The organism is Limimaricola hongkongensis DSM 17492 (genome assembly GCF_000600975.2).
Classification (GTDB): Bacteria; Pseudomonadota; Alphaproteobacteria; order Rhodobacterales; family Rhodobacteraceae; genus Limimaricola; species Limimaricola hongkongensis.
The window spans coordinates 172,192-192,403 of sequence record NZ_KK088650.1; the positions used below are offsets into that span (position 1 = coordinate 172,192).

Annotated in this window: 22 protein-coding genes; 7 read left to right on the forward strand and 15 right to left on the reverse strand. The window is 68.1% G+C overall.

Features of this window, described 5'->3' with window-relative positions:
• Positions 1-54 precede the first annotated feature (54 nt).
• On the forward strand, positions 55-519 hold the full coding sequence (locus LOKHON_RS05495; protein WP_017928257.1) for an Lrp/AsnC family transcriptional regulator: 465 nt from the start codon (positions 55-57) through the stop codon (positions 517-519).
• On the opposite strand, the gene LOKHON_RS16555 is transcribed toward LOKHON_RS05495, so the two are convergent.
• The 11 genes from LOKHON_RS16555 to paaG all read right to left on the reverse strand — a co-directional run bounded on the left by LOKHON_RS16555 (position 516) and on the right by paaG (position 10,395).
• The gene (locus LOKHON_RS16555; protein ID WP_017928258.1) at positions 516-1,124 is read right to left on the reverse strand and encodes a hypothetical protein; all 609 of its coding nucleotides are present in this window, start codon (positions 1,122-1,124) and stop codon (positions 516-518) included. The two genes, LOKHON_RS05495 and LOKHON_RS16555, sit on opposite strands and share 4 nt — an antisense overlap.
• On the reverse strand, positions 1,124-3,169 hold the full coding sequence (paaZ, locus tag LOKHON_RS05505; RefSeq protein WP_017928259.1) for a phenylacetic acid degradation bifunctional protein PaaZ: 2,046 nt from the start codon (positions 3,167-3,169) through the stop codon (positions 1,124-1,126). The genes LOKHON_RS16555 and paaZ overlap by 1 nt, the downstream gene beginning before the upstream one ends.
• 3 nt (positions 3,170-3,172) lie before the next feature.
• Positions 3,173-4,243 carry a 2Fe-2S iron-sulfur cluster-binding protein gene (locus LOKHON_RS05510; RefSeq protein ID WP_017928260.1) on the reverse strand — a complete coding sequence of 357 codons (1,071 nt, stop codon included), beginning with the start codon at positions 4,241-4,243 and terminating at the stop codon, positions 3,173-3,175.
• A complete protein-coding gene (gene paaD / locus LOKHON_RS05515; RefSeq protein WP_026147449.1) occupies positions 4,243-4,728 on the reverse strand; it encodes a 1,2-phenylacetyl-CoA epoxidase subunit PaaD in 486 nt (161 codons plus the stop codon). The genes LOKHON_RS05510 and paaD overlap by 1 nt, the downstream gene beginning before the upstream one ends.
• Positions 4,729-4,733: 5 nt before the next feature.
• Positions 4,734-5,483 carry a 1,2-phenylacetyl-CoA epoxidase subunit PaaC gene (gene paaC, locus LOKHON_RS05520; protein WP_017928262.1) on the reverse strand — a complete coding sequence of 250 codons (750 nt, stop codon included), beginning with the start codon at positions 5,481-5,483 and terminating at the stop codon, positions 4,734-4,736.
• Entirely contained in the window at positions 5,483-5,767 is a 285-nt protein-coding gene (paaB, locus tag LOKHON_RS05525; protein WP_026147450.1) for a 1,2-phenylacetyl-CoA epoxidase subunit PaaB, read from the reverse strand. The genes paaC and paaB overlap by 1 nt, the downstream gene beginning before the upstream one ends.
• Positions 5,768-5,772: 5 nt before the next feature.
• Complete coding sequence (paaA, locus tag LOKHON_RS05530) at positions 5,773-6,744, reverse strand: 1,2-phenylacetyl-CoA epoxidase subunit PaaA (RefSeq protein ID WP_017928264.1); 972 nt, start codon at positions 6,742-6,744, stop codon at positions 5,773-5,775.
• A 152-nt stretch (positions 6,745-6,896) separates the two neighbouring features.
• Positions 6,897-7,748, reverse strand: coding sequence for a PaaX family transcriptional regulator (locus tag LOKHON_RS05535; protein WP_017928265.1), 852 nt, complete (start codon positions 7,746-7,748; stop codon positions 6,897-6,899).
• Positions 7,749-7,805: 57 nt separating this feature from the next.
• Positions 7,806-9,116, reverse strand: coding sequence for a phenylacetate--CoA ligase PaaK (gene paaK / locus LOKHON_RS05540; protein WP_017928266.1), 1,311 nt, complete (start codon positions 9,114-9,116; stop codon positions 7,806-7,808).
• A 41-nt stretch (positions 9,117-9,157) separates the two neighbouring features.
• Positions 9,158-9,601 carry a hydroxyphenylacetyl-CoA thioesterase PaaI gene (paaI, locus tag LOKHON_RS05545; protein WP_017928267.1) on the reverse strand — a complete coding sequence of 148 codons (444 nt, stop codon included), beginning with the start codon at positions 9,599-9,601 and terminating at the stop codon, positions 9,158-9,160.
• The gene (gene paaG, locus LOKHON_RS05550) at positions 9,598-10,395 is read right to left on the reverse strand and encodes a 2-(1,2-epoxy-1,2-dihydrophenyl)acetyl-CoA isomerase PaaG (RefSeq protein WP_017928268.1); all 798 of its coding nucleotides are present in this window, start codon (positions 10,393-10,395) and stop codon (positions 9,598-9,600) included. The genes paaI and paaG overlap by 4 nt, the downstream gene beginning before the upstream one ends.
• 178 nt (positions 10,396-10,573) lie before the next feature.
• Here paaG and LOKHON_RS05555 point away from each other — a divergent pair, with 178 nt between their 5' ends.
• The 6 genes from LOKHON_RS05555 (at position 10,574) to LOKHON_RS05580 (ending at position 16,092) form a co-directional block, all read left to right on the forward strand.
• A complete protein-coding gene (locus LOKHON_RS05555) occupies positions 10,574-11,716 on the forward strand; it encodes an ABC transporter substrate-binding protein (RefSeq protein WP_017928269.1) in 1,143 nt (380 codons plus the stop codon).
• A gap of 12 nt (positions 11,717-11,728) precedes the next feature.
• Positions 11,729-12,601 carry a branched-chain amino acid ABC transporter permease gene (locus LOKHON_RS05560; protein WP_017928270.1) on the forward strand — a complete coding sequence of 291 codons (873 nt, stop codon included), beginning with the start codon at positions 11,729-11,731 and terminating at the stop codon, positions 12,599-12,601.
• Positions 12,601-13,638, forward strand: a complete 1,038-nt coding sequence (locus tag LOKHON_RS05565; RefSeq protein WP_017928271.1) for a branched-chain amino acid ABC transporter permease — start codon at positions 12,601-12,603, stop codon at positions 13,636-13,638. The genes LOKHON_RS05560 and LOKHON_RS05565 overlap by 1 nt, the downstream gene beginning before the upstream one ends.
• The gene (locus LOKHON_RS05570; RefSeq protein WP_017928272.1) at positions 13,635-14,423 is read left to right on the forward strand and encodes an ABC transporter ATP-binding protein; all 789 of its coding nucleotides are present in this window, start codon (positions 13,635-13,637) and stop codon (positions 14,421-14,423) included. The genes LOKHON_RS05565 and LOKHON_RS05570 overlap by 4 nt, the downstream gene beginning before the upstream one ends.
• Positions 14,416-15,126 carry an ABC transporter ATP-binding protein gene (locus LOKHON_RS05575; protein WP_033315511.1) on the forward strand — a complete coding sequence of 237 codons (711 nt, stop codon included), beginning with the start codon at positions 14,416-14,418 and terminating at the stop codon, positions 15,124-15,126. The genes LOKHON_RS05570 and LOKHON_RS05575 overlap by 8 nt, the downstream gene beginning before the upstream one ends.
• A 72-nt stretch (positions 15,127-15,198) precedes the next feature.
• A complete protein-coding gene (locus LOKHON_RS05580; RefSeq protein ID WP_017928274.1) occupies positions 15,199-16,092 on the forward strand; it encodes a dihydrodipicolinate synthase family protein in 894 nt (297 codons plus the stop codon).
• Between the two features lie 59 nt (positions 16,093-16,151).
• On the opposite strand, the gene LOKHON_RS05585 is transcribed toward LOKHON_RS05580, so the two are convergent.
• From LOKHON_RS05585 to LOKHON_RS05600, 4 genes are read right to left on the reverse strand one after another with little or no spacing between them, the layout of a single operon-like run.
• A complete protein-coding gene (locus LOKHON_RS05585; protein WP_017928275.1) occupies positions 16,152-17,174 on the reverse strand; it encodes an ABC transporter ATP-binding protein in 1,023 nt (340 codons plus the stop codon).
• The gene (locus tag LOKHON_RS05590; RefSeq protein ID WP_017928276.1) at positions 17,171-18,148 is read right to left on the reverse strand and encodes an ABC transporter ATP-binding protein; all 978 of its coding nucleotides are present in this window, start codon (positions 18,146-18,148) and stop codon (positions 17,171-17,173) included. Before LOKHON_RS05590 ends, LOKHON_RS05585 begins: the two co-directional genes overlap by 4 nt.
• Positions 18,149-18,152: 4 nt before the next feature.
• On the reverse strand, positions 18,153-19,061 hold the full coding sequence (locus LOKHON_RS05595) for an ABC transporter permease subunit (RefSeq protein WP_017928277.1): 909 nt from the start codon (positions 19,059-19,061) through the stop codon (positions 18,153-18,155).
• Positions 19,061-20,068 carry an ABC transporter permease subunit gene (locus tag LOKHON_RS05600; protein ID WP_017928278.1) on the reverse strand — a complete coding sequence of 336 codons (1,008 nt, stop codon included), beginning with the start codon at positions 20,066-20,068 and terminating at the stop codon, positions 19,061-19,063. Before LOKHON_RS05600 ends, LOKHON_RS05595 begins: the two co-directional genes overlap by 1 nt.
• Positions 20,069-20,212: the final 144 nt, after the last annotated feature.

Below are 20,212 nucleotides of genomic sequence, written 5' to 3' on the forward strand. Positions count from 1 at the left end.
TCAGCGGTAGTTTGCGGAAAGCTGTTTCGCAGAAATCCCCATTCCCGGAATGCCATGGTCACGCCGCTCGACCCCGCCGATATCCGCATCCTGACCGCGCTTCAGGAGGATGGCCGGCTGTCCAATGCCGACCTGGCGGAGCGCGTCGGCATGTCGGCCTCGTCCTGCTGGCGGCGGGTGCGGGCGCTCGAGGAGGCGGGCGCGATCGAGCGGCCGGGCGTGCGGCTCAACCCCGAGGCCTGCGGGCTGGGCTTCCAGGCGATCGTGCATGTCAGCCTCGTGCGCCACGAGATGCGGCCCGTGGAGGATTTCATCCGCGCGGTGCGGGCGCGGCCCGAGATACAGGAATGCTACGCCACGACCGGGCAGGCGGATTACCATTTACGCGTGCTGTGCCGCGATCTCGCCGCCTATAACGCGTTTCTGGAGGAATTCCTGTTTCGGCAGCCGGCGGTGGCGAGCGCGCAGACCAACATGGTGCTGCGCGCTATCAAGACGCGCGGCGTGCTGCCGATCTAGTCGTTCGGCGTGGCGAGGTATTTGGGATCATAGGCCGGGGCCTCGATCCGTTTGCGGCCCGCTTCGGCGCGGGGCAGCGGATCGCAGGGCGCGAGCTTTTCGCCCGCCTCGGCGGCGAGCCGGGTGTAGATCGCGGTGCCCTGGCTTTTCCACGCGACCTCGTCCTCGGTCAGCTCGCGGATCACCTTGGCGGGCATGCCGACGACCATCGAGCGCGGCGGGATCTGCATCCCGGCCTTCACGAAGGCCAATGCCGCAACGATGCTCTCGGCCCCGACCACCACGTCGTCCATGACGACCGCGTTCATGCCGATCATGGCGTTTTCGCCGACGCGGCAGCCATGCAGCACCGCGCCATGCCCGACATGGCCGCGTTCCTCGATCACCACGTCCTTGTTCGGAAAGGCGTGCATGACGCAGGTTTCCTGCAGGTTGGCATTGGCGCCGACGATCACCCGCCCGAAATCGCCGCGCAGGATCGCGCCGGGGCCGACATAGGCGCCGGGTCCGACATGCGCATCGCCGATCAGCACCGCCTCGGGGTGGACGAAGGCCGACGGATCGACCACCGGGACCACCCCGTCATAGGCATAGACACGTCCCATCAGAGATCGCGCGGCTCTTTGGCGACCAGCGTCAGCACGTCGTATTGCGCCACCACCTCGGCATCGTCGCGCAGCACGGTGCAGTCCCAGCGGACCTCGCCGTAATCATCCGTTTCGCGCGGGTTGATCTGCTTGGCGGTGAGCTGGACGCGCAAGCTGTCGCCCGCGTTCACCGGGGTCATGAAGCGCAAGCTGTCGACGCCGTAATTGGCGAGCACCGGGCCCTCGTCGGGCTGCACGAACAGCCCGGCGGCGAAGGAGACGATCAGGTAGCCATGCGCGACGCGGCCCTCGAAGAACGGGTTCCGCGCGGCGGCGTCCTCGTCCATGTGGGCGTAGAAGGTGTCGCCGGTGAAGTTGGCGAAATGCTCGATGTCGTCGAGCGTGACCTTGCGCGCCTCTGTCACGATGGTGTCGCCGATCTCCAGCTCTGCCAGCGATTTGCGGAACGGGTGGATGTCGGTTTCGCGGCGGGATGCGCCGGGCATCCACTGGCCGATGATGGCGGTGAGCTGGTCCGGCGTGCCCTGCAGCGCGGTGCGCTGCATGAAGTGCTTGACCGCGCGCATGCCACCCAGCTCCTCGCCGCCACCGGCGCGACCGGGGCCGCCATGCACCATCTGGGGCAGGGGGGAGCCGTGGCCGGTCGAGGTCTTGGCGCTGGCGCGGTTGCCGAAGAGCACCCGGCCATGCAGCTTGGCGATGCCGCGGCCCAGCGTCTTCGCGACCTCCGTGTCGTCGGTGAAGACCGAGGCCACGAGCGAGCCCGCGCCGCGATTTGCGATGGCGATGGCGTCCTCGAGCGTGTCATAGGGCATCAGTGTGCAGACCGGGCCGAAGGCCTCGATCTCGTGCGGCGCCTTGGCGGTGAGCGGCTCGTCGCAGACCAGCACGCAGGGCGACACGAAGGCGCCTTTCTCCGGCACCGGCCCCGGTGCGATGGCGACGCGGGCCTCGGCGCCGATCGCCTCGACGGCATTTCGCACCTCCTCGACCTGATCGGTCGAGGCCAGCGCGCCCATGCGGGTGGCGGCGTCGCCGGGATGGCCGATGGTGGTCTTCTCGATCCGGGCGCGCAGCGCCTCGATGGCCGGCTCAACCAACGCGCGCGGCAGGATGGCGCGGCGGATCGCGGTGCATTTCTGGCCCGCCTTGGCGGTCATCTCGCGATGCACTTCCCTGACGAACAGATCGAATTCAGGGCTGTCGGGGGTGGCGTCCGCCCCGAGGATGCAGGCGTTGAGGCTGTCGGCCTCGGCGGTGAAGCGCACCGCGTTCTCGATGATCGCCGGGGTATTACGCAGCTTGCGCGCGGTCGCCGCCGAGCCGGTGAAGGTCACGACGTCCTGACAGGCCACGCGGTCCAGCAGGTCGCCGGTGCGGCCGCAGATCAGCTGCAGCGCGCCTTCGGGCAGCTCGCCGGTTTCAAGGATCAGCCGCACGCAGGCCTCGGTCAGGTAGGCGGTCTGGCTGGCGGGCTTCACGATGGCGGGCATGCCCGCGAGCCAGGTGGGGGCGAGCTTTTCCAGCATGCCCCAGACCGGGAAATTGAAGGCGTTGATGTGGATCGCCACGCCTTCGAGCGGCATCAGGATGTGCTGGCCGATGAAGCTGCCGTCGCGCGACAGGATCTCGGGCGCGCCATCGGGGATGACATGGGCGTTGGGCAGCTCGCGGCGGCCCTTCGAGGCATAGGAGAGCATCGTGCCGATGCCGCCCTCGATGTCGATCCAGCCATCCGAGCGGGTGGCGCCGGTGGCGGTGGAGATCGCGTAAAGCTCCTCCTTGCGCTCCATCAGCGCCAGCCCGATGCGCTTCATCATCATGGCGCGCTGATGCGTCGTCATCTCGCGCAGGGCGGGGCCGCCGACCTCGCGGCCATGGCGCAGCATTTCGCCCATGTCGATGCCGGTCGCATCGATGCGGGCGACCGGGTCGCCGGTCGCGGCATCCGCGACGACCTGTCCCTCGCCGGTGCCGGCCTGCCAGCGGCCCGCGACATGGCTTTCGAGGCGGCGCGGTTCGGTGGGGATGGCGTCCAGCATGGCTCAGTGTCCTTCGTATTCGATGACGATCTCGTCCGAGAGCGGCAGGCACTGGCAGGTCAGCACCAGCCCGTCGGCCACCTCGTTGTCCTCGAGAGCGTAGTTCTGCATCATCTCGACCTCGCCCGATTTTACCCGGCCGATGCAGGTCGAGCAGACCCCGGCCTTGCAGGAGAAGGGCGCGTCGATGTCGTGTTCGCGCGCGGCATCCAGCACCGATTGGCCGCTGCGCGGCATGGTGAAGCTGCGCGACACGCCGTCGAGGATCACGGTGGCGCGGACCATGTCGCCGCTGTCGCGCGCGGCCTGCGCCGCTTCGCGCATCTTGGCGCGGCCCGGCTGGGCGGCGCCGAACAGTTCGAACTTGATCTTTTCCTTGGGCATGCCCGCCTCTTCGAGCGCGCCCGCCACGTCCTTCATCATCGCCTCGGGGCCGCAGATGAAGGCCATCTCGGCCTTCGGGCTGACCCATGGGCCGAACAGCGCGTGGCATTTCTCGGCGTCGATCCGGCCCGAGAACAGCTCGATCTCCTGCGCTTCGCCCGAGAAGACATGCACGACGTTCAGCCGGTCGAGATAGCGGTCCTTGAGGTCGCCCAGCTCGGACTTGAACATCACCGACGACAGCTGCCGGTTGCCGTAAACCAGCGTGAAGCGGGCCTGCCGCGAGCCTTGCAGGATGCTCTTGGCGATCGACAGGACGGGGGTGATGCCCGATCCGGCGGCGAAGCCGAGGTAGTGCTTCTCGCCCGCCTCCTCGGGGGCGTGGAAGCGGCCCTGCGGCGGCAGTGCGTCGAGCGTGTCGCCGACCTTCAGCTCGTGCTTGGCAAAGCTGGAGAACGCCCCGCCATCGACCTTCTTGATGCCGACGCGAAGCCCCTCTTCGGGGGTGGCGCAGATCGAGTAGGAGCGGCGCAGCTCCTCGCCATCGAAGTCGCGGCGGAAGGTGAGGTACTGGCCGGGGCGAAAGCGGAATGTCTCGCAATCGCCCTTGGCGGGGGCGAGAGAGACGACGACCGCGTCGCGCGTGTCGTGGTCGATGCCGGTGACGGTCAGCGGGTAGAACTCTTGCATCAGATCGCCTTGAAATAGTCGAAGGGCTCGCGGCAGTCGCGGCACCGGAATTGCGCCTTGCAGGGGGTGGAGCCGCGCGCCGCGATGGCTTCGGTGTTTTCCGAGCCGCATTGCGGGCAGGCGGCGGTCTGGGCCGAGAGCATGCCCGCGCAGTTGGCCGCATTCAGCTGCGGCGGGGCGATGCCGTAATCGAGCAGCTTCTGCCGCCCCTCGGCACTGATCCAGTCGGTCGACCATGCGGGCGACATCTTGCGGCGCACGTCGATCTTGTCGATGCCGCGTTCGCGCAGCGCCGTCTCGATGTCGAGCGCGATCACCAGCGTGGCGGGGCAGCCCGCATAGGTCGGCGTGACGTCGACGACCAGCGTGTCGTTCTCCCAAGCCACGTCGCGGACGATGCCGAGATCGACCACCGAGATCGCCGGGATCTCGGGGTCGGGCACCTCGCCCAGCCAGTCGCGCACGGTGTCGGTGTCGGGCCGCATCGCGATCACCAGCGGGCGTCGGGGAAGGTGCGCGGCACCGACTGCATCTCGGCGAGGATGTAACCCATCGTTTCGGTGTGGATGCCGGTGCGGCCGCCGGTGCGGGCATGGCCGTTTTCGGGGATGGTGAGCGTCGCGCGGTCGAGCGTGGCGGCGGTTTCGGCGTCGAACGCGCGGCGCACCCGATCGAGCCCCGGCAGTACGCCCTGATCGGCCAGCGCCGCCTCGACCTCGTCGGTCGCCATGAGGTCGGCGGCATAGGGCCAGAGCGCGTCGAGCGCGGCCTGCATCTTGGCGCGGCTTTCGTCGGAGCCGTCGCCCAGCCGTACGATCAGGTCGCGCGAGCGGTCGATGTGGTAGCGCACCTCCTTGACCGATTTCTGCGCGAGGTCGCGGATCGCCTCATGGCCGCTGTCGCACAGCGCCTCCTGCATCGGCAGGTGCCACGCGTCGAACAGATATTGCCGCATCAGCGCGTGGGCGAAATCGGTGTTGGGCCGCTCGACCAGCTGCGCGTTGAGAAACTGCCGCTCGGTGCGGAAGAAGGCGAGATCGTCGGGCGTGCGGCCCTTTCCCTCGGTCTGGGCCGCGATCTCGTACCAGAGCTGGGTCTGGCCGATCAGGTCGAGCCCCATGTTCGCAAAGGCGATGTCCTCTTCGAGCACCGGCGCATGGCCGCACCACGCCGCTGTCTGCTGGCCGAGGATCAGCGTCGTGTCGCCCATGCGCAGGCAGAAGGTGACGAGCGGCTCCATCACATCGCTCCCACGTCGTCGGGGATCTCGAAGAAGGTCGGGTGGCGATAGACCTTGGATTTCGGCGCGGCGAAGTTGTGCTCGGCGGTGTCGGGATCGAAGGCCGCGATCTTGTTGGATTCGACCACCCAGATGCTCACGCCCTCGTTGCGGCGGGTATAGACGTCACGCGCGTTCTTGAGCGCCATCTCGCTGTCGGGCGCGTGCAGGCTTCCGACATGCCGGTGCGACAGCCCGTGCTGGCCGCGAATGAAGATCTCCCACAGGGGCCATTCCTTGCTCATCTCGTTCACTCCGCCGCGATGTGTTGGATCTGTTTCTCGGCATGGGCGGTCAGCCCGTCGCGAAACCACGCGCCGTCGTCCCAGGCCTTGTTGCGGGCCGCGAGACGGTCGCGGTTGCACGGGCCGTTGCCCTTGATGACCTCGAAGAACTCGGACCAGTCGGGCTCGCCGAAATCGTAGCCGCCCGTCTCCTCGTTCCATTTCAGGTCGGGGTCCGGCACGGTCAGGCCGAGCCATTCGGCCTGCGGCACGGTCTGGTCGACGAATTTCTGCCGAAGCTCGTCATTGGTGTTCTGCTTGATGCCCCAGCGCATCGATTGTTCGGAATGCACCGAATCCTTGTCGGAGGGGCCGAACATCATCAGCGACGGCCACCACCAGCGATTGAGCGCGTCCTGCGCCATCGCCTTTTGCTCCTCGGTGCCCTCGCAGAGCTGGCGCATGATGTCGAAGCCCTGCCGCTGGTGAAAGCTCTCTTCCTTGCACACGCGGATCATCGCGCGGCTATAGGGGCCATAGGAGCAGCGCTGCAGCGGCACCTGGTTCATGATCGCCGCGCCATCCACGAGCCAGCCCACGGCGCCCATGTCGGCCCATGTCAGGGTCGGGTAGTTGAAGATCGAGGAATACTTGGCCTTGCCCGACAGAAGCTGCGCGGTCATCTCGTCGCGGCTGATGCCGAGCGTCTCGGCGGCGCAGTAGAGATAGAGCCCGTGCCCGGCCTCGTCCTGCACCTTGGCCAGAAGGATCGCCTTGCGCTGAAGGCTCGGCGCGCGGGTGATCCAGTTGCCTTCGGGCAGCTGGCCGACGATTTCGGAATGGGCGTGCTGGCTGATCTGGCGGATCAGCGTCTTGCGATAGCCCTCGGGCATCCAGTCATTCGCCTCGATCCGCACGCCGCGGTCGATCTTCTCCTGGAACTCACGGTCCTTTTCCGAAGCCTCGGCGGCGCCGGTCTCGACGAGCTGTGCGTACATGTCGGATCTCCTGCGGCTGGCAAAATCCCCTCACGGGAATCGCTGTGCGTTGCAAAATATGTGACATGTGAAGTGGCACATTTCAAGTCACAAGATCTGTCATGTGTGATGTATTGCGTCATGGTTCCGCATGGCGGAACCGCCATGCCGTTTCAGTCGTAGGAGAGATCCGCGATGCGCCGCGCGATGCGGGTCGGGTCGGCCCTGAGCGGGCCGTCGCGATCGACGAAATCGCGCGCCACGGCGGCATCGGCGCCGGGGGTCAGGTGCAGGTAGAGCCGCGCGAAAAGCGCGCGCACCGCCGGGCCCTGCCAGCCCTCGGGCAAGAGACCCAGCGGCAAGGCGGGGTCCGACAGCGCGATGTCGCGGTAGACATGCACCAGCAAAAGCCGCAGCCCGAGCGCCTCTTCGGGGCTGCAGGACACGTCTTCGAGCGGCGCGAAACCTTGCATGAAGCGCGCCATCCGTTCGGCCAGCGCGTCGAGCGGCCAAGCGGCGCGGGCCATCTCCGTGAGATCATCCTCGGTGGTGGCGCAAAAATGCGGCGCGCCCAGCGGGGGCAGGGGATCGCCCCGGTCGGGCAGGATCGCGAGATAGGGCTCGGCCATGCCGAAGCGCAGCCGCGTCAGCCGCGCCACCAGCGCCTCGCGCCCCGGCCCCTGCGGCAGCGCCACGAGGTGCCAGCCCCTGAGCGGGGCGGCGCGCGGGCGGCGATAGATCAGCCGGGCGGCGCGCTGGAACTCCTTTTCCGCCGACGGGGTGAGCCGGTAGAAGCTGCGCCGCCCGTCCTTCACGCCTTCGATCCGTTCGGCGGCGACGAGCCGCGAGACGGCGGTGCGCACCCGGCTTTCGCTCAGGCCGACGGCGGCGCAGGCGGTGATGATGTTGCCCATCCAGATCTCGCCGCCGCGCGGCGCCACCACGTCGCCATAAAGCGTGACGATGAAGGCGCCGGCGCTGACCGGGTGGGCGGCGAGGGCGTGGTCGAGGGCGTCAGGCGACATGTCGGCTCCGGGTTGTGCGCGCGCACTTGTGTAAGGCGCGCGCAGGGCGGGCACAATTCAGCCTTTGGGCCGCGCGTCGACGACGCGTTTCGCCTTGCCCTCTGAGCGCTGGATCGTGCCGCAGGGCTGGATCTCGACCTTGCACGACACGCCGACCACGCTTTTCACATGGCCGATCAGCTCGCGCGCGGCGGCCTGCGCCCCGGCCTCGTCGCCATCGACCTTGCACTCGCAATGGATGCACATCTCGTCCATCCGGCCCTTGCGCGACAGGTGGATCTGGTAATGCGGGGCGAGGCCCGCGCATTTCAGGATCTGCTCCTCGATCTGGGTCGGGAAGACGTTGACGCCGCGCAGGATGATCATGTCGTCGCTGCGCCCCGTCACCTTCTCCATCCGCCGCATCGATCGCGCGGTGCCCGGAAGCAGCCGCGTCAGGTCGCGGGTGCGGTAGCGGATGATCGGGAAGGCCTCCTTGGTGAGCGAGGTGAAGACCAGCTCGCCTTCCTGTCCGTCCTCGACCGGCTCGCCGGTCTCGGGGTCGATGATCTCCGGGTAGAAGTGATCTTCCCAGATATGCAGCCCGTCCTTGGTCTCGACGCATTCCTGCGCCACGCCCGGTCCCATCACCTCAGACAGGCCGAAGATGTCGACCGCGTCCATGTCGAAGGCCTGCTCGATCTCCTCGCGCATCGCGTTGGTCCAGGGCTCGGCGCCGAAGATGCCGGTCCTGAGCGAGCTTTCGCGCGGGTCGAGCCCGGCGGCGCGGTAGGCGTCGAGGATCGACAGCATGTAGGAGGGCGTGACCATGATGATCGAGGGCTTGAAATCCTCGATCAGGGTGATCTGCCGCTCGGTCATGCCGCCCGAGACCGGGACCACGGTGCAGCCCAGACGCTCGGCCCCGTAATGGGCGCCAAGGCCGCCGGTGAACAGGCCGTAGCCATAGGCGACGTGGCAGATGTCGCCCGGCGCGCCGCCCGCGGCGCGGATCGACCGGGCCATCACGTCGGCCCATGTGTCGATGTCGTTTTGCGTATAGGCCACCACGGTCGGCTTGCCGGTGGTGCCCGAGGAGGCGTGCAGCCGCGCGATCTGGCTTTGCGGCACGGCGAACATGCCGAAGGGATAGTTGTCGCGCAGATCCTGCTTCACGGTGAAGGGGAATTTCTTCAGGTCCGACAGGCTGTGCAGGTCGTCGGGGTGGACGCCCGCCGCGTCGAATTTCGCGCGGTAGAAGGGCGAGCCCTCATAGGCGCGCTGCAAGGTCTGCTTCATTCGTTTCAGCTGCAGCGCCGCGATCTCGTCGCGCGAGGCGGTCTCGATCGGATCGAGGGGCGCGCGCGCCCCGGTGGGTCTGGTGAGCATGTCGTCCTCCCTCTGGCGCCCTCCCGAGGCGCCGCATCTGTTCACTTGGCGCGCGGTGTCACCACGCGCGAATTGCCGCGAAAGCTGGCGATCAGCGTGCCGTCCTCGCGGTGCACCGCCACGTCGTAGAGCCCCGACCGCCCGGCCCGCGTCACCTCCCGTCCGGTGCCGGTCAGCACGTCGCCCAGACGCCCCGGCGCGTGGTAGGTGATGTCGCATTGCACGCCGACGGCCCTGTAATCATAGCTGTTGGCCGCGAAGGCAAAGACGCTGTCGGCAAAGGCGAAGGTCAGCCCGCCATGCAGCGTGCCATGGCCGTTCACCATGTCCTCGCGCACGCGCATCCGCATCACGGCGGTGCCGGGGCCGACCTCCACGAGCTCCATCCCCATCGCCTTGCTGGCGGTGTCCTCGTCCCACATTTCCTGCGTGCGCTTTTCGGCCTGCGCCTGCGGGGTGAGCACCGTTTCCACCGCGCCGCTCATTGCGCGCGCCCGGTGAAGACCGGCTCCCGCTTTTCGGTGAAGGCGCGCACGCCCTCGGCGTAATCGGGCGAAAACCCCGCCTGGCGTTGCAGGTCGCGTTCGAGGTCGAGGCTCGCGTCGAGATCCTGACCGCCGGCGGCCTGGATCGCCTGCTTGGTCAGCCCGTAACCATGGGTCGGCCCCTTGGCCATCGACGCGGCCAGCGCGCTGGCCTCCTCCATCAGTGCCGCATCCGGCACCGCGCGCCAGATCAGCCCCCATTCGGCGGCCTGGGAGGCGGGCAGGGGGGCGCCGGTCAGCGCCAGCGCCTTGGCCCGCGCCTCGCCCAGCGCCCGGGTCAGGGTCCAGGTGCCGCCCGAATCCGGCACGAGGCCGAGCTTGGCAAAGGATTGGATGAAGCGCGCGCTTTCGCCCGCCAGAACGATGTCGCAGGCGATGGCGAGGTTCGCGCCCGCGCCCGCCGCCACGCCGTTGACCGCGCAGATCACCGGTTTCGGCAGCGCCCGGATCGCGCGCACCAACGGGTTCCACAGATTGCCGATCGTCTCGCCGAGATCGGGCGCGCCGCCTTCGGCGTCGGGGTGCCGCTGACCCAGATCCTGCCCGGCGCAAAACCCGCGCTCCGCACCGGTGAGCAGCACCGCACGCACCGCGTCATCCTTGGCCGCCCGACCGATCGCCGCGCGCAGGGCCGCGTGCAGGTCGGGGGTGAAGGCGTTCAGCCGCTCGGGCCGGTTCAGCGTCAGGCGCAGCACGCCATCCGTCAGGTCTTCGAGCAGAACAGGCTCGGTCATGGTCCCTCCCACAGGTCGTGCAGGCCCCGGTTTCGCGCCGGGCCTTCTCCTCAAAGGGGCACGGAAACGAGGTTTCTTCGGAAAAAATGTGTTGCATGGGGGACGCGGCTGGTCAATGAATAAAGCGTCACGGAATGCCGAAAATGCTTTGCCGGATGTGACGAAAGGGAGGAATGACATGACAAGACAAGCCGTTGCCGCCGGCATCTCGGCGCTGGCCCTGCTGGCGGGCGCCCCCGCCCTGGCCGAGATCAGGATCGGCGCCTCGCTCGCCATCACCGGCCCCGCCGCCTTTCTGGGCGACCCCGAGGCAAAGACGCTGGAGATGCTGGTCGAGGAGCTGAACGCATCGGGCGGCATCAACGGCGAGGAAGTCGAGCTGATCGTCTATGACGACGGCGCCGACCCCAACAAGGCGCGCACCTTCGCGACCCGTCTCATCGAGGAGGACGAGGTGGTCGCGGTGATCGGCGGCTCCTCCACCGGGGCGACCATGGCGATGGCGCCGCTTTTCGCCGATTACGAGATCCCCTTCATCAGCCTCGCGGGCGCGGTGGTCATCATCGACCCGGTGCAGGAATTCGTCTTCAAGACGCCGCATACCGACCGCATGGCCTGCGAGAAGATCTTTGCCGACATCACGTCGCGCGGGCTCTCCAGGGTCGGGCTGATCTCGGGCACCGGCGGCTTCGGCGCCTCCATGCGCGAACAATGCCTGTCGGTGGCCGAGGCCTCCGGCGTCGAGATCGTCGCCGATGAAAGCTATGGCGGCTCCGACAGCGACATGACCCCGCAGCTCACCAACATCGCCGCCACCGACGGGATCGAGGCGATCGTGAACCCCGGCTTCGGACAGGGCCCGGCGGTGGTCACCCGCAACTACGCCCAGCTCGGTCTCGACCTGCCGTTCTACCAAAGCCACGGCGTCGCCTCGGACGAGTTCATCAAGCTCGCCGGTGACTCGGCCAACGGCGTGCGCCTGCCCGCCACGCCGCTCTTGATCCCCGATCAGCTCGCCGAGGACGACGTGCAGCGCCAGCCGGTGCAGGACTACATCGCCGCCTACGAGGAAGCCTACGGCGAAAAGCCCTCGACCTTCGGCGGCTATGCCTATGACGCGTTCCACCTGCTGGTCGACGCAATCGAGCGGGCCGGATCGACCGATCCGGTCGAGATCCGCGATGCGCTCGAGGCGACCGAGGGGCATGCGGGCGTCACCGGCGTCTATTCCTTCTCGCCCGAGGACCACATGGGCCTCGACCTTTCGGCCTTCCGCATCCTCGAGATCGAGGATGGCGGCTGGACGCCGGTCGAACAGTAAAAGGGACGCATCTTGTCGGAGCTTCTGCAATTTCTCGTCTCGGGGCTCACGGTGGGCGCGATCTACGCGGCCATCGCCCTCGGCTTCACGCTGATCTACAACGCCTCGGGCGTGGTGAACTTTGCCCAGGGCGAGTTCGTGGTGATCGGCGGCATGACGGCGGCGGCGCTGATCGGCGCGGGCGTGCCGGTCTGGATCGCAGCACCCCTGGCGGTGGTCGCGGGCATGCTGGTGGGCGTCGCGCTTTACCGCGCCGCGATCAGGCCCGCGCGCGAGGCGCCTCTGGTCTCGCTGATCATCATCACGATCGGCGCCAGCATCTTCCTGCGCGGCGCCATGCAGGCGGTCTTCGACAAGCAGATCCATCGCTATGACGGCTTCTCCGGCGACGCGCCCCTGCGCGTCGGGGGGGCCACCATCCTGCCGCAGAGCCTGTGGATCATCGGCGGCAGCATCGCGGTCTTTGCCTTTCTCGCGTGGTTCCTGAACCGCACGCGGGCCGGGCGGGGCATCAAGGCCACGGCTTCGAACCGCATGGCCGCGGCGCTGGTCGGCATCAACACCGGGCGGGCAATGAACCTGTCCTTCGCGCTTTCGGCCGCCATCGGCGCGCTGGCGGGCGTGCTGGCGACGCCGGTCACCTTCACCAGCTACGATGTCGGCGTTCTGATGGCGCTCAAGGGCTTTTCGGCCACCATGCTGGGCGGCGTCGGCTCGCCGCTGGGTGCGCTGGCGGGCGGGCTGCTGATCGGGCTGATCGAGGCGATGACGGCGGGCTACATCTCGTCGGACTACAAGGACGCCTCCGCCTTCGTCGTCATCCTCCTGGTGCTGTTTTTGCGACCCCAGGGCCTGTTCGGCGCGCGCATCACGGAGCGGGTGTGATGGCGGGGCAGGGGACGACCACCGATGCCGCGCCGGCCGACACCGGGCGCCATGCGTATTTGAAGAATGGTGAAGCAAGACGGCCGCGCATCGGGCCGGGGCTGCGCACCTTCCTGATCTTTGCCGTGCTGGTGGGCCTGGGCGCGCTCATCTTTCCATCGAGCTACTTCTACCGGGTCGGCACGCTCGTGTGGATCAACACGCTTGCCGTCACCGGCATCGTCGTGCTGCTGGGCTATGTCGGCCTCGTCAGTCTCGGCCATGCGGGGTTCTTCGCCATCGGCGCCTATGCCACCGCGATCCTGCCCAGCTATGGCATCCCCTCGCCGCTGGCGATGCTCGCGGGCGTGGGGATGGCGGGGGGGCTGGCGCTCATCGTCGGGCGGCCGATCCTGAAGCTCTCGGGCTATTACCTCGCCATCGCGACGCTGGGCTTGGGCATGCTGATCTGGATGGTGCTGTCCAAGGAGGCGTGGCTCACCGGCGGGCCTGACGGCATGGTCGTGTCGGGGATGAATGCGCGCAACCTGTTCAAGCTGGTGGGGCTGAAGCTCAAATCCGCCGAGGCGTGGTACTGGGTCGCGGGTTTTGCCGCCGCCACCGGCGCGGCGATCGCCGTGAACCTCGCAAGGAGTCCCTCGGGGCGGGCGCTGCGCGCGATCCACGACAGCGACGTCGCCGCGCGCTCGCTCGGCGTCGACGTGGCAAGGGCCAAGTCGCGCGCCTTCGTGATCTCGGCCATCTACGCCGCCGTGGCGGGCGCGCTCTTGGCATTGGCCAACGGCTACATCACGCCGGAGACCGGCGGTTTCATGCATTCGGTCGAAATGGTCACCATGGCGGTGCTGGGCGGCGCGACATCGGTGTTCGGCGCGCTCGTGGGCGCGCTGATCCTCACCGCGCTGCCGCAGGTGCTCACCGTCTTCGCCGATTACGAGCACATGGTGCTGGGCGGCATCATGGTCGTCACCATGATCGCGATGCGCCGCGGCCTCGTGCCCTTCATCGCCGACCTGTGGAACCGGAGGAAATCATGAGCCTCGAGATCGACGGCATCGGCATCGCCTTCGGCGGCATCAAGGCGGTGGATGATGTGAGCTTCACCGCCAAGCCCGGCGAGGTGACATCGATCATCGGCCCCAACGGCGCGGGCAAGACGACGCTCTTCAACCTCGTCTCGGGCGTTTATACCGCCAGCGCGGGCCGCGTGCGCATCGACGGGCAGGACGTGACCGGCCTGCCGGCCCACGCGCTGGCACGCCGCGGCATGGCGCGCACCTTCCAGAACCTGCAGGTCTTTCCGCAGATGTCCGCGCTCGACAACGTCATGACCGGCTGCCACATGCAGGAGAAATCGAACCTGCTGGCCGACCTGCTGGGCCTTGGCTCGGCACGGCGCGAGACGCAGAAAAGCCGCGCCAGCGCCATGGCGGCCTTGGCGCGCGCGGGGCTGGCCGAGCTGGCGCACCGCCCGGCCTCGGAAATGTCCTATGGTCAGCTCAAGCGGCTCGAGATCGCCCGCGCGCTCGTCACCGGCTGCACCATCCTGCTGCTCGACGAACCGGCGGCGGGCTGCAACGCGGTCGAGACCCGCGAGGTCGACGACCTCATTCATGCCATCGCCGCCGAAGGAAAGACCGTGGTGCTGATCGAACACGACATGCGCATGGTCATGCGCATCTCGTCGCATATCGTCGTGCTCGACCAGGGCCGCAAGATCGCCGAAGGCGGCCCCGAAGAGATCCGCCAGAACCCCCACGTCATCGCCGCCTATCTCGGCGCCCATGGCGCCGCCGAAGCCGAGGCCGCCGCCCATGCATGATCCGCTATTGTCCATCGAGGGCCTGCGCACCGCCTATGGCCCGATCGAGGTGCTGCACGGGGTCGACCTCATCGTCAACGAGGGCGAGATCGTCTCGCTCGTCGGCGCCAACGGCGCGGGCAAGACCACGCTGATGCGCTGCATCTCGGGCGTGCAGCCGGTGAAGGCGGGCGCGATCCGGCTCGCGGGCGAGGATCTCACCCGGCGCCCCGATCACGCGCGCGCGGGCTTGGGCATCGCGCATTCGCCCGAGGGGCGGCAGATCTTCGGCGATCTGAGCGTGGCCGAGAACCTGCGGCTCGGCGGCTATCACCGGACCGACGATCTCGGCGCGGATCTGGAGGAGGTCTATGGCCTTTTCCCGATCCTGCGCGACAAGGCGGCGCTGCCCGCGGGCGGGCTCTCGGGCGGGCAGCAGCAGATGCTCGCCATCGGCCGCGCCATCATGGGGCGGCCCAAGCTCATGCTGCTCGACGAGCCGTCGATGGGCCTCGCGCCGGTGCTGGTGGACCAGGTTCTTGCGGTCGTGAAATCGCTGCGCGATCGCGGCGTCACGCTGCTGATGGTCGAGCAGAACGCCTATGCCGCGCTGTCGATCGCCGATCGCGGCTATGTCATGGAGCAGGGCGAGATCACGCTCTCGGGCGCAGCGTCGGAGCTGATCGCCGATCCGCGCATCCGAGAGGCCTATCTCGGGGCCTGACGGGCGGGGCTTGTTTCGCCTGGAAATTGCGAGGAAGGTCGCCCCGACAGATCTGGCGGGGGACCTTCGAGCATGACGATTTTCACCGGCCTCTCGGCCTTTCCGATCACCCCGGCGGACGAGGCTGGCCGCATCGACACCTATGTGCTCTCGCGCCTGCTGGACCGGCTCTGCGTGGCCGGGGTCGATTCCATCGGCCTTCTGGGCAGCACCGGCAGCTATGCCTATCTGTCGCAGGCGGAACGCGGGCGCGCGGTTGCCGCCGCCGTGGAGGCCGTGGCGGGGCGGGTGCCGCTGATCGCGGGCGTCGGCACGCTGCGCACCGATGACGCCGTCGCGCTGGCGCGGGACGCAAAGCGGAAAGGGGCCGACGGGCTGCTTCTGGCGCCCATCTCCTATACGCCGCTGACCGAGGGCGAGGTGTTCGAGCATTTTCGCGCCGTCGCCGCCGCGACCGATCTGCCGCTGTGCATCTACAACAACCCCGGCACCACGCATTTCACCTTTTCCCTGCCGCTGCTGCGGCGGCTCGCCGATCTGCCCGGCATCAGAGCCGTGAAGATGCCGCTGCCGGGCGAGGGCGGTCTGACAGAGGATCTGGCCCGCCTGCGCGGCGCGCTGCCAGAGGGTTTCTCGATCGGCTACAGCGGTGACTGGGGCTGCGCCAAGGCGCTGCTTGCGGGCGCGGATGCGTGGTTCAGCGTCCTGGGCGGGATGCTGCCCGAAACGGCGCTGAAGCTCACCCGCGCGGCGCAGGACGGGCAGAGCGCCGAAACCGCGCGGATCGACGCGGCGCTTGGCCCGCTTTGGGCGTTGTTCAGGGAATTCGGCAGCCTGCGGGTGGTCCATGCGGCGGCCAATCTCATGGGGCTGACGCAGGCGCAGCCGCCCCGCCCGATCCTGCCGCTTCAAGGGCGCGATCTCGACCGCGTCGCGGCGGCGCTCGATCCTCTCGGCCTCCGCTGAACGAAAAACGCCGCCCCGAAGGGCGGCGTCCGGCGACAGGCGCAAAGCCTCCGCCGGTTTCAGCTTTCGGGCGCATCCGCCGAAGGTACGCCGTCGCCCTCGGGAAAGAAGCAGGCCGATTTCTGCACGGCCCCGTCGAGCAGGGGGCGCGTCTTGCGGCACTTGTCTTGCGCCTTCCAGCAGCGCGGCGCGAAGGCGCAGCCCTGCGGCACCGCCAGCGGCGAGGGCAGCTCGCCCTCGAGCTTGATCCGCTCCTTGGCGGCCTCGGGGTCGGCGCGCGGCGTCGCCGAGAGAAGCGCCTTGGTGTAGGGGTGCTGCGGGTTGTCGAAGATCATGTCCTTCGGGCCCGTCTCGACCGCCCGGCCCAGATACATCACCTTCACCTCGTCGGCGACGTGGCGCACCACCGACAGATCGTGGCTGATGAAAAGATAGGCCAGCTGCATCTTTTCCTGCAGGTCGATCAGCAGGTTCAGCACCGAGGACTGGATCGACACGTCGAGCGCCGAGACCGGCTCGTCGAGCACCAGCACCTCGGGCTCCAGCATCAGCGCCCGGCCGATGGCGATGCGCTGGCGCTGCCCGCCCGAGAACATGTGCGGGTAGCGGTCGAAATGCTCGGGCCGCAGACCCACGAGGCGCAGCATCTCGCGTGCCTTTTCCTCGCGCTCGGACGCCGGCATCTGGGGGCGGTTGATGAGCAGCGGCTCCATCAGGATCTGGCCGATCCGCTGGCGCGGGTTGAGCGAGCCGTAGGGGTCCTGGAACACGATCTGCACCTTGGAGCGCAGCCCCTTCCACGCATCCGGCGTGGCATTGGTGCCCGAGATCGACAGATCGCCGCGGGTCGGCTCCTCGATCAGCGTCACGACGCGGGCGAGGGTGGATTTGCCGCAGCCCGATTCACCCACCACCGCCAGCGTGCGGCCCGGCGTCAGCTCGAAATCGAGATCCGACAGCGCGCGCACGGTGCGGGGCTTGGAGAACAGCCCGCCGCCCACCTCGTAGTGGCGGGTGAGGCCGCGGGCGGTGACGACGGGGCCGGTCTTGGCGGTCGGGGCGTCTGTGGTCACGGCACTCACGAGGCGAGCCTTTCATCGGTGTTGAGCGGGTAGTGGCAGCGCGCGAGCCCGAGATCGGCCCCGCGCGGCGTGGGCGGCACTTCGCGGCAGTGATCATCCGCGAACTGGCAGCGCGGCGAGAACAGGCACCCCTTGGGCCGGTCGAACTGGCCGGGCACCACGCCGGGAATGGTCGGCAGCCGCTTGTCGGTGGCCCGCTCGGGCAGGGCCGCCAGAAGCGCCGAGGTATAGGGGTGGTGCGGCGCGCGGAACAGCGGGCGCACCGGCTGTTCCTCCACCTTCTGGCCCGCGTAATGCACCGAGACCCGCTGCGCCGTCTCGGCCACCACGCCCATGTCGTGGGTGATCAGCACCAGTCCCATGCCGGTCTCGTCGCGCAAGCGGACCAGCAGGTCGAGGATCTGCGCCTGGATCGTCACGTCGAGCGCGGTGGTCGGCTCGTCGGCGATCAAAAGCTTGGGGTTGCAGGAGATCGCCATGGCGATCATCACCCGCTGGTTCATGCCGCCCGACATCTGGTGCGGAAAGGCTTTCAGCCGCTGCTCGGGATCGGGGATGCCGACCAGCTCGAACAGCTCCACGGCGCGGGCCTGCGCCGCGCGGCGGTCCATGCCGAGATGGATGCGCAGCGCCTCGCGGATCTGGAAGCCCACGGTGAAGCAGGGGTTGAGCGAGGACATCGGCTCCTGGAAGATCATCGCCAGATCCTTGCCGACGATCTTGCGGCGGGCGCGGGCCGACATCTTCGACAGGTCGTGCCCGTCGAAGACCATCTCGTCCGCCGTCACCTTGGCGGTCCAGGGCAAAAGCCCCATCAGCGCCAGCATCGACACCGATTTGCCCGATCCGCTTTCGCCGACGATGGCGAGCACGTCGCCCTTGTCCACGTCGAGATCGACCTGGTCGACGGCGCGGAAGCGGCCGCCGGTGGTCGCGAATTCGACGCTGAGGTTGCGCAGTCTCAGAAGGCTCATGAGATCAGCTCCGCTTCAGTTTCGGGTCGAGCGCGTCGCGCAGGCCGTCGCCCATCAGGTTGATGGCCAGAACGGTGATCAGGATCGCGAGGCCGGGCAGGGTGACGACCCACCACGCGCGCAGGATGAATTCGCGCGCCTCGGCCAGCATGGTGCCCCATTCGGGGGTCGGCGGCTGCGCGCCCATGCCCAGAAAGCCCAGGGCGGCGGCGTCGAGGATCGCGGTCGAAAACGACAGCGCCGCCTGCACGATGATCGGCGCGAGGCAGTTGGGCAGCACGGTGACGAACATCAGCCGCCACAGCCCGGCGCCCGCGACGCGGGCCGAGGTGACGTAATCCTTGCCCATCTCGCCGATGACGCTGGCGCGGGTGAGGCGCACGTAATGCGGCTGCAGCACGATCGCGATGGCGATCATCGCGTTGGTCAGCGACGGGCCGAGGATCGCCACCAGCACCAGCGCCAAGAGCAGCGACGGGAAGGCGAGGATGATGTCCATCAGCCGCATGATCAGCGCGTCGAGCCATTTCGGCGAAAAGCCCGCCAGAAGGCCCAGAAGGATGCCGCCGGAGGCGGCGACCACCACCACGACGATGCCGACGAAGAACGAATAGCGCGCGCCGTTCAGAAGCCGCGACAGCATGTCCCGACCCAGAGGGTCGGTGCCCAGCGGAAAGGTCCAGCTGCCGCCCTCCTGCCAGACGGGGGGCAGAAGGGTGAACTCGCGGAACTGCTGGGTCGGGTCGTGCGGCGCGATCCACGGCGCGGTGGCGGCGATGATCACGAAGACGACGAAGACGTAAAAACCGAACACGGCGCCGCGGTTCTCGCGGAAATAGAACCAGAACTCGGCGAGGCGACCGGGGCGCTTCTCGACCTGGGTTTCCACCTCTTTGGAAAGTGCGTGGTCCATCAGCGTTTCCTGATCTTGGGATTGATGAGGCCGTAGAGCAGGTCGACGGTCAGGTTCACCACCATCACCATCACGGCGATCAGCAGCAGACCGCCCTGCACGACCGGGTAGTCGCGGCGGAAGATGCTATCGACCATCCACTTGCCGATGCCCGGCCAGCTGAAGATGGTCTCGGTCAGGATCGCGCCCGCGAGCAGCGTGCCGACCGACAGACCGATCACGGTGATCACCGGGATCAGCGCGTTGCGCAGCGCGTGCATGCCGTTGATCCGGCCCGGCGGCAGGCCCTTGGCGCGGGCGGTGCGGATGTAGTCCTCGCCCAGCACCTCGAGCATGGCCGAACGGGTCTGGCGCGCGATCACCGCGAGCGGGATGGTGCCCAGAACGATGGTCGGCAGGATCAGGTGCCGCACGGCGGAGGTGAAGGCGCCGTCCTGCCCCGACAGCAGGCTGTCGATCAGCATGAAGCCGGTGGTGTCGGGGAAATAATACAGAAGGTCGATCCGGCCCGAGACCGGCGTCCAGCCGAGATTGCCCGAGAACACGATGATCAGCAGCAGCGCCCACCAGAAGATCGGCATCGAGTAGCCGACCAGCGCCGTGGACATCAGCGTCCGGTCGAAGAACTTGCCGCGGTTCATCGCCGCGATCACGCCCGCCGGCAGGCCCAGCGCCACGGCGAAGATCATCGCGCAGATCGACAGCTCGAGCGTCGCCGGGAACAGCGCGAAGAATTCGTCCCAGACCGGGCGCTTGGTGACGTAGCTGTTGCCCAGATCGCCCTGCAGCACGCCGGTCAGGTAGTCCCAGTATTGCGACAGGATTGGGCGGTCGAAGCCGAACTGGGTGACCAGCTCGTCATAGCGCTCCTGCGTCATGCCGCGTTCGCCCGCCATGACGATGATCGGATCGCCCGGCAGCACGCGGATGAAGGCAAAGGAAATGAGGGTCACGCCGATGAAGGTCGGCAAAAAGGTCGCGAAGCGCGACAGCATGTAGCGCAGCATCTAGCGGCCCGCCTTGCTTTGGCCCGGGCGCGCGGAGGCGGCGGGGCCGGTGAATGGGAGGATGACCATGCCGGTACGGGTCTCCTGTTGCTTGGCAATCGGGGTCTCGGACGGCGGCGGCCCCGTTCGGGCCGGCCCATGAAG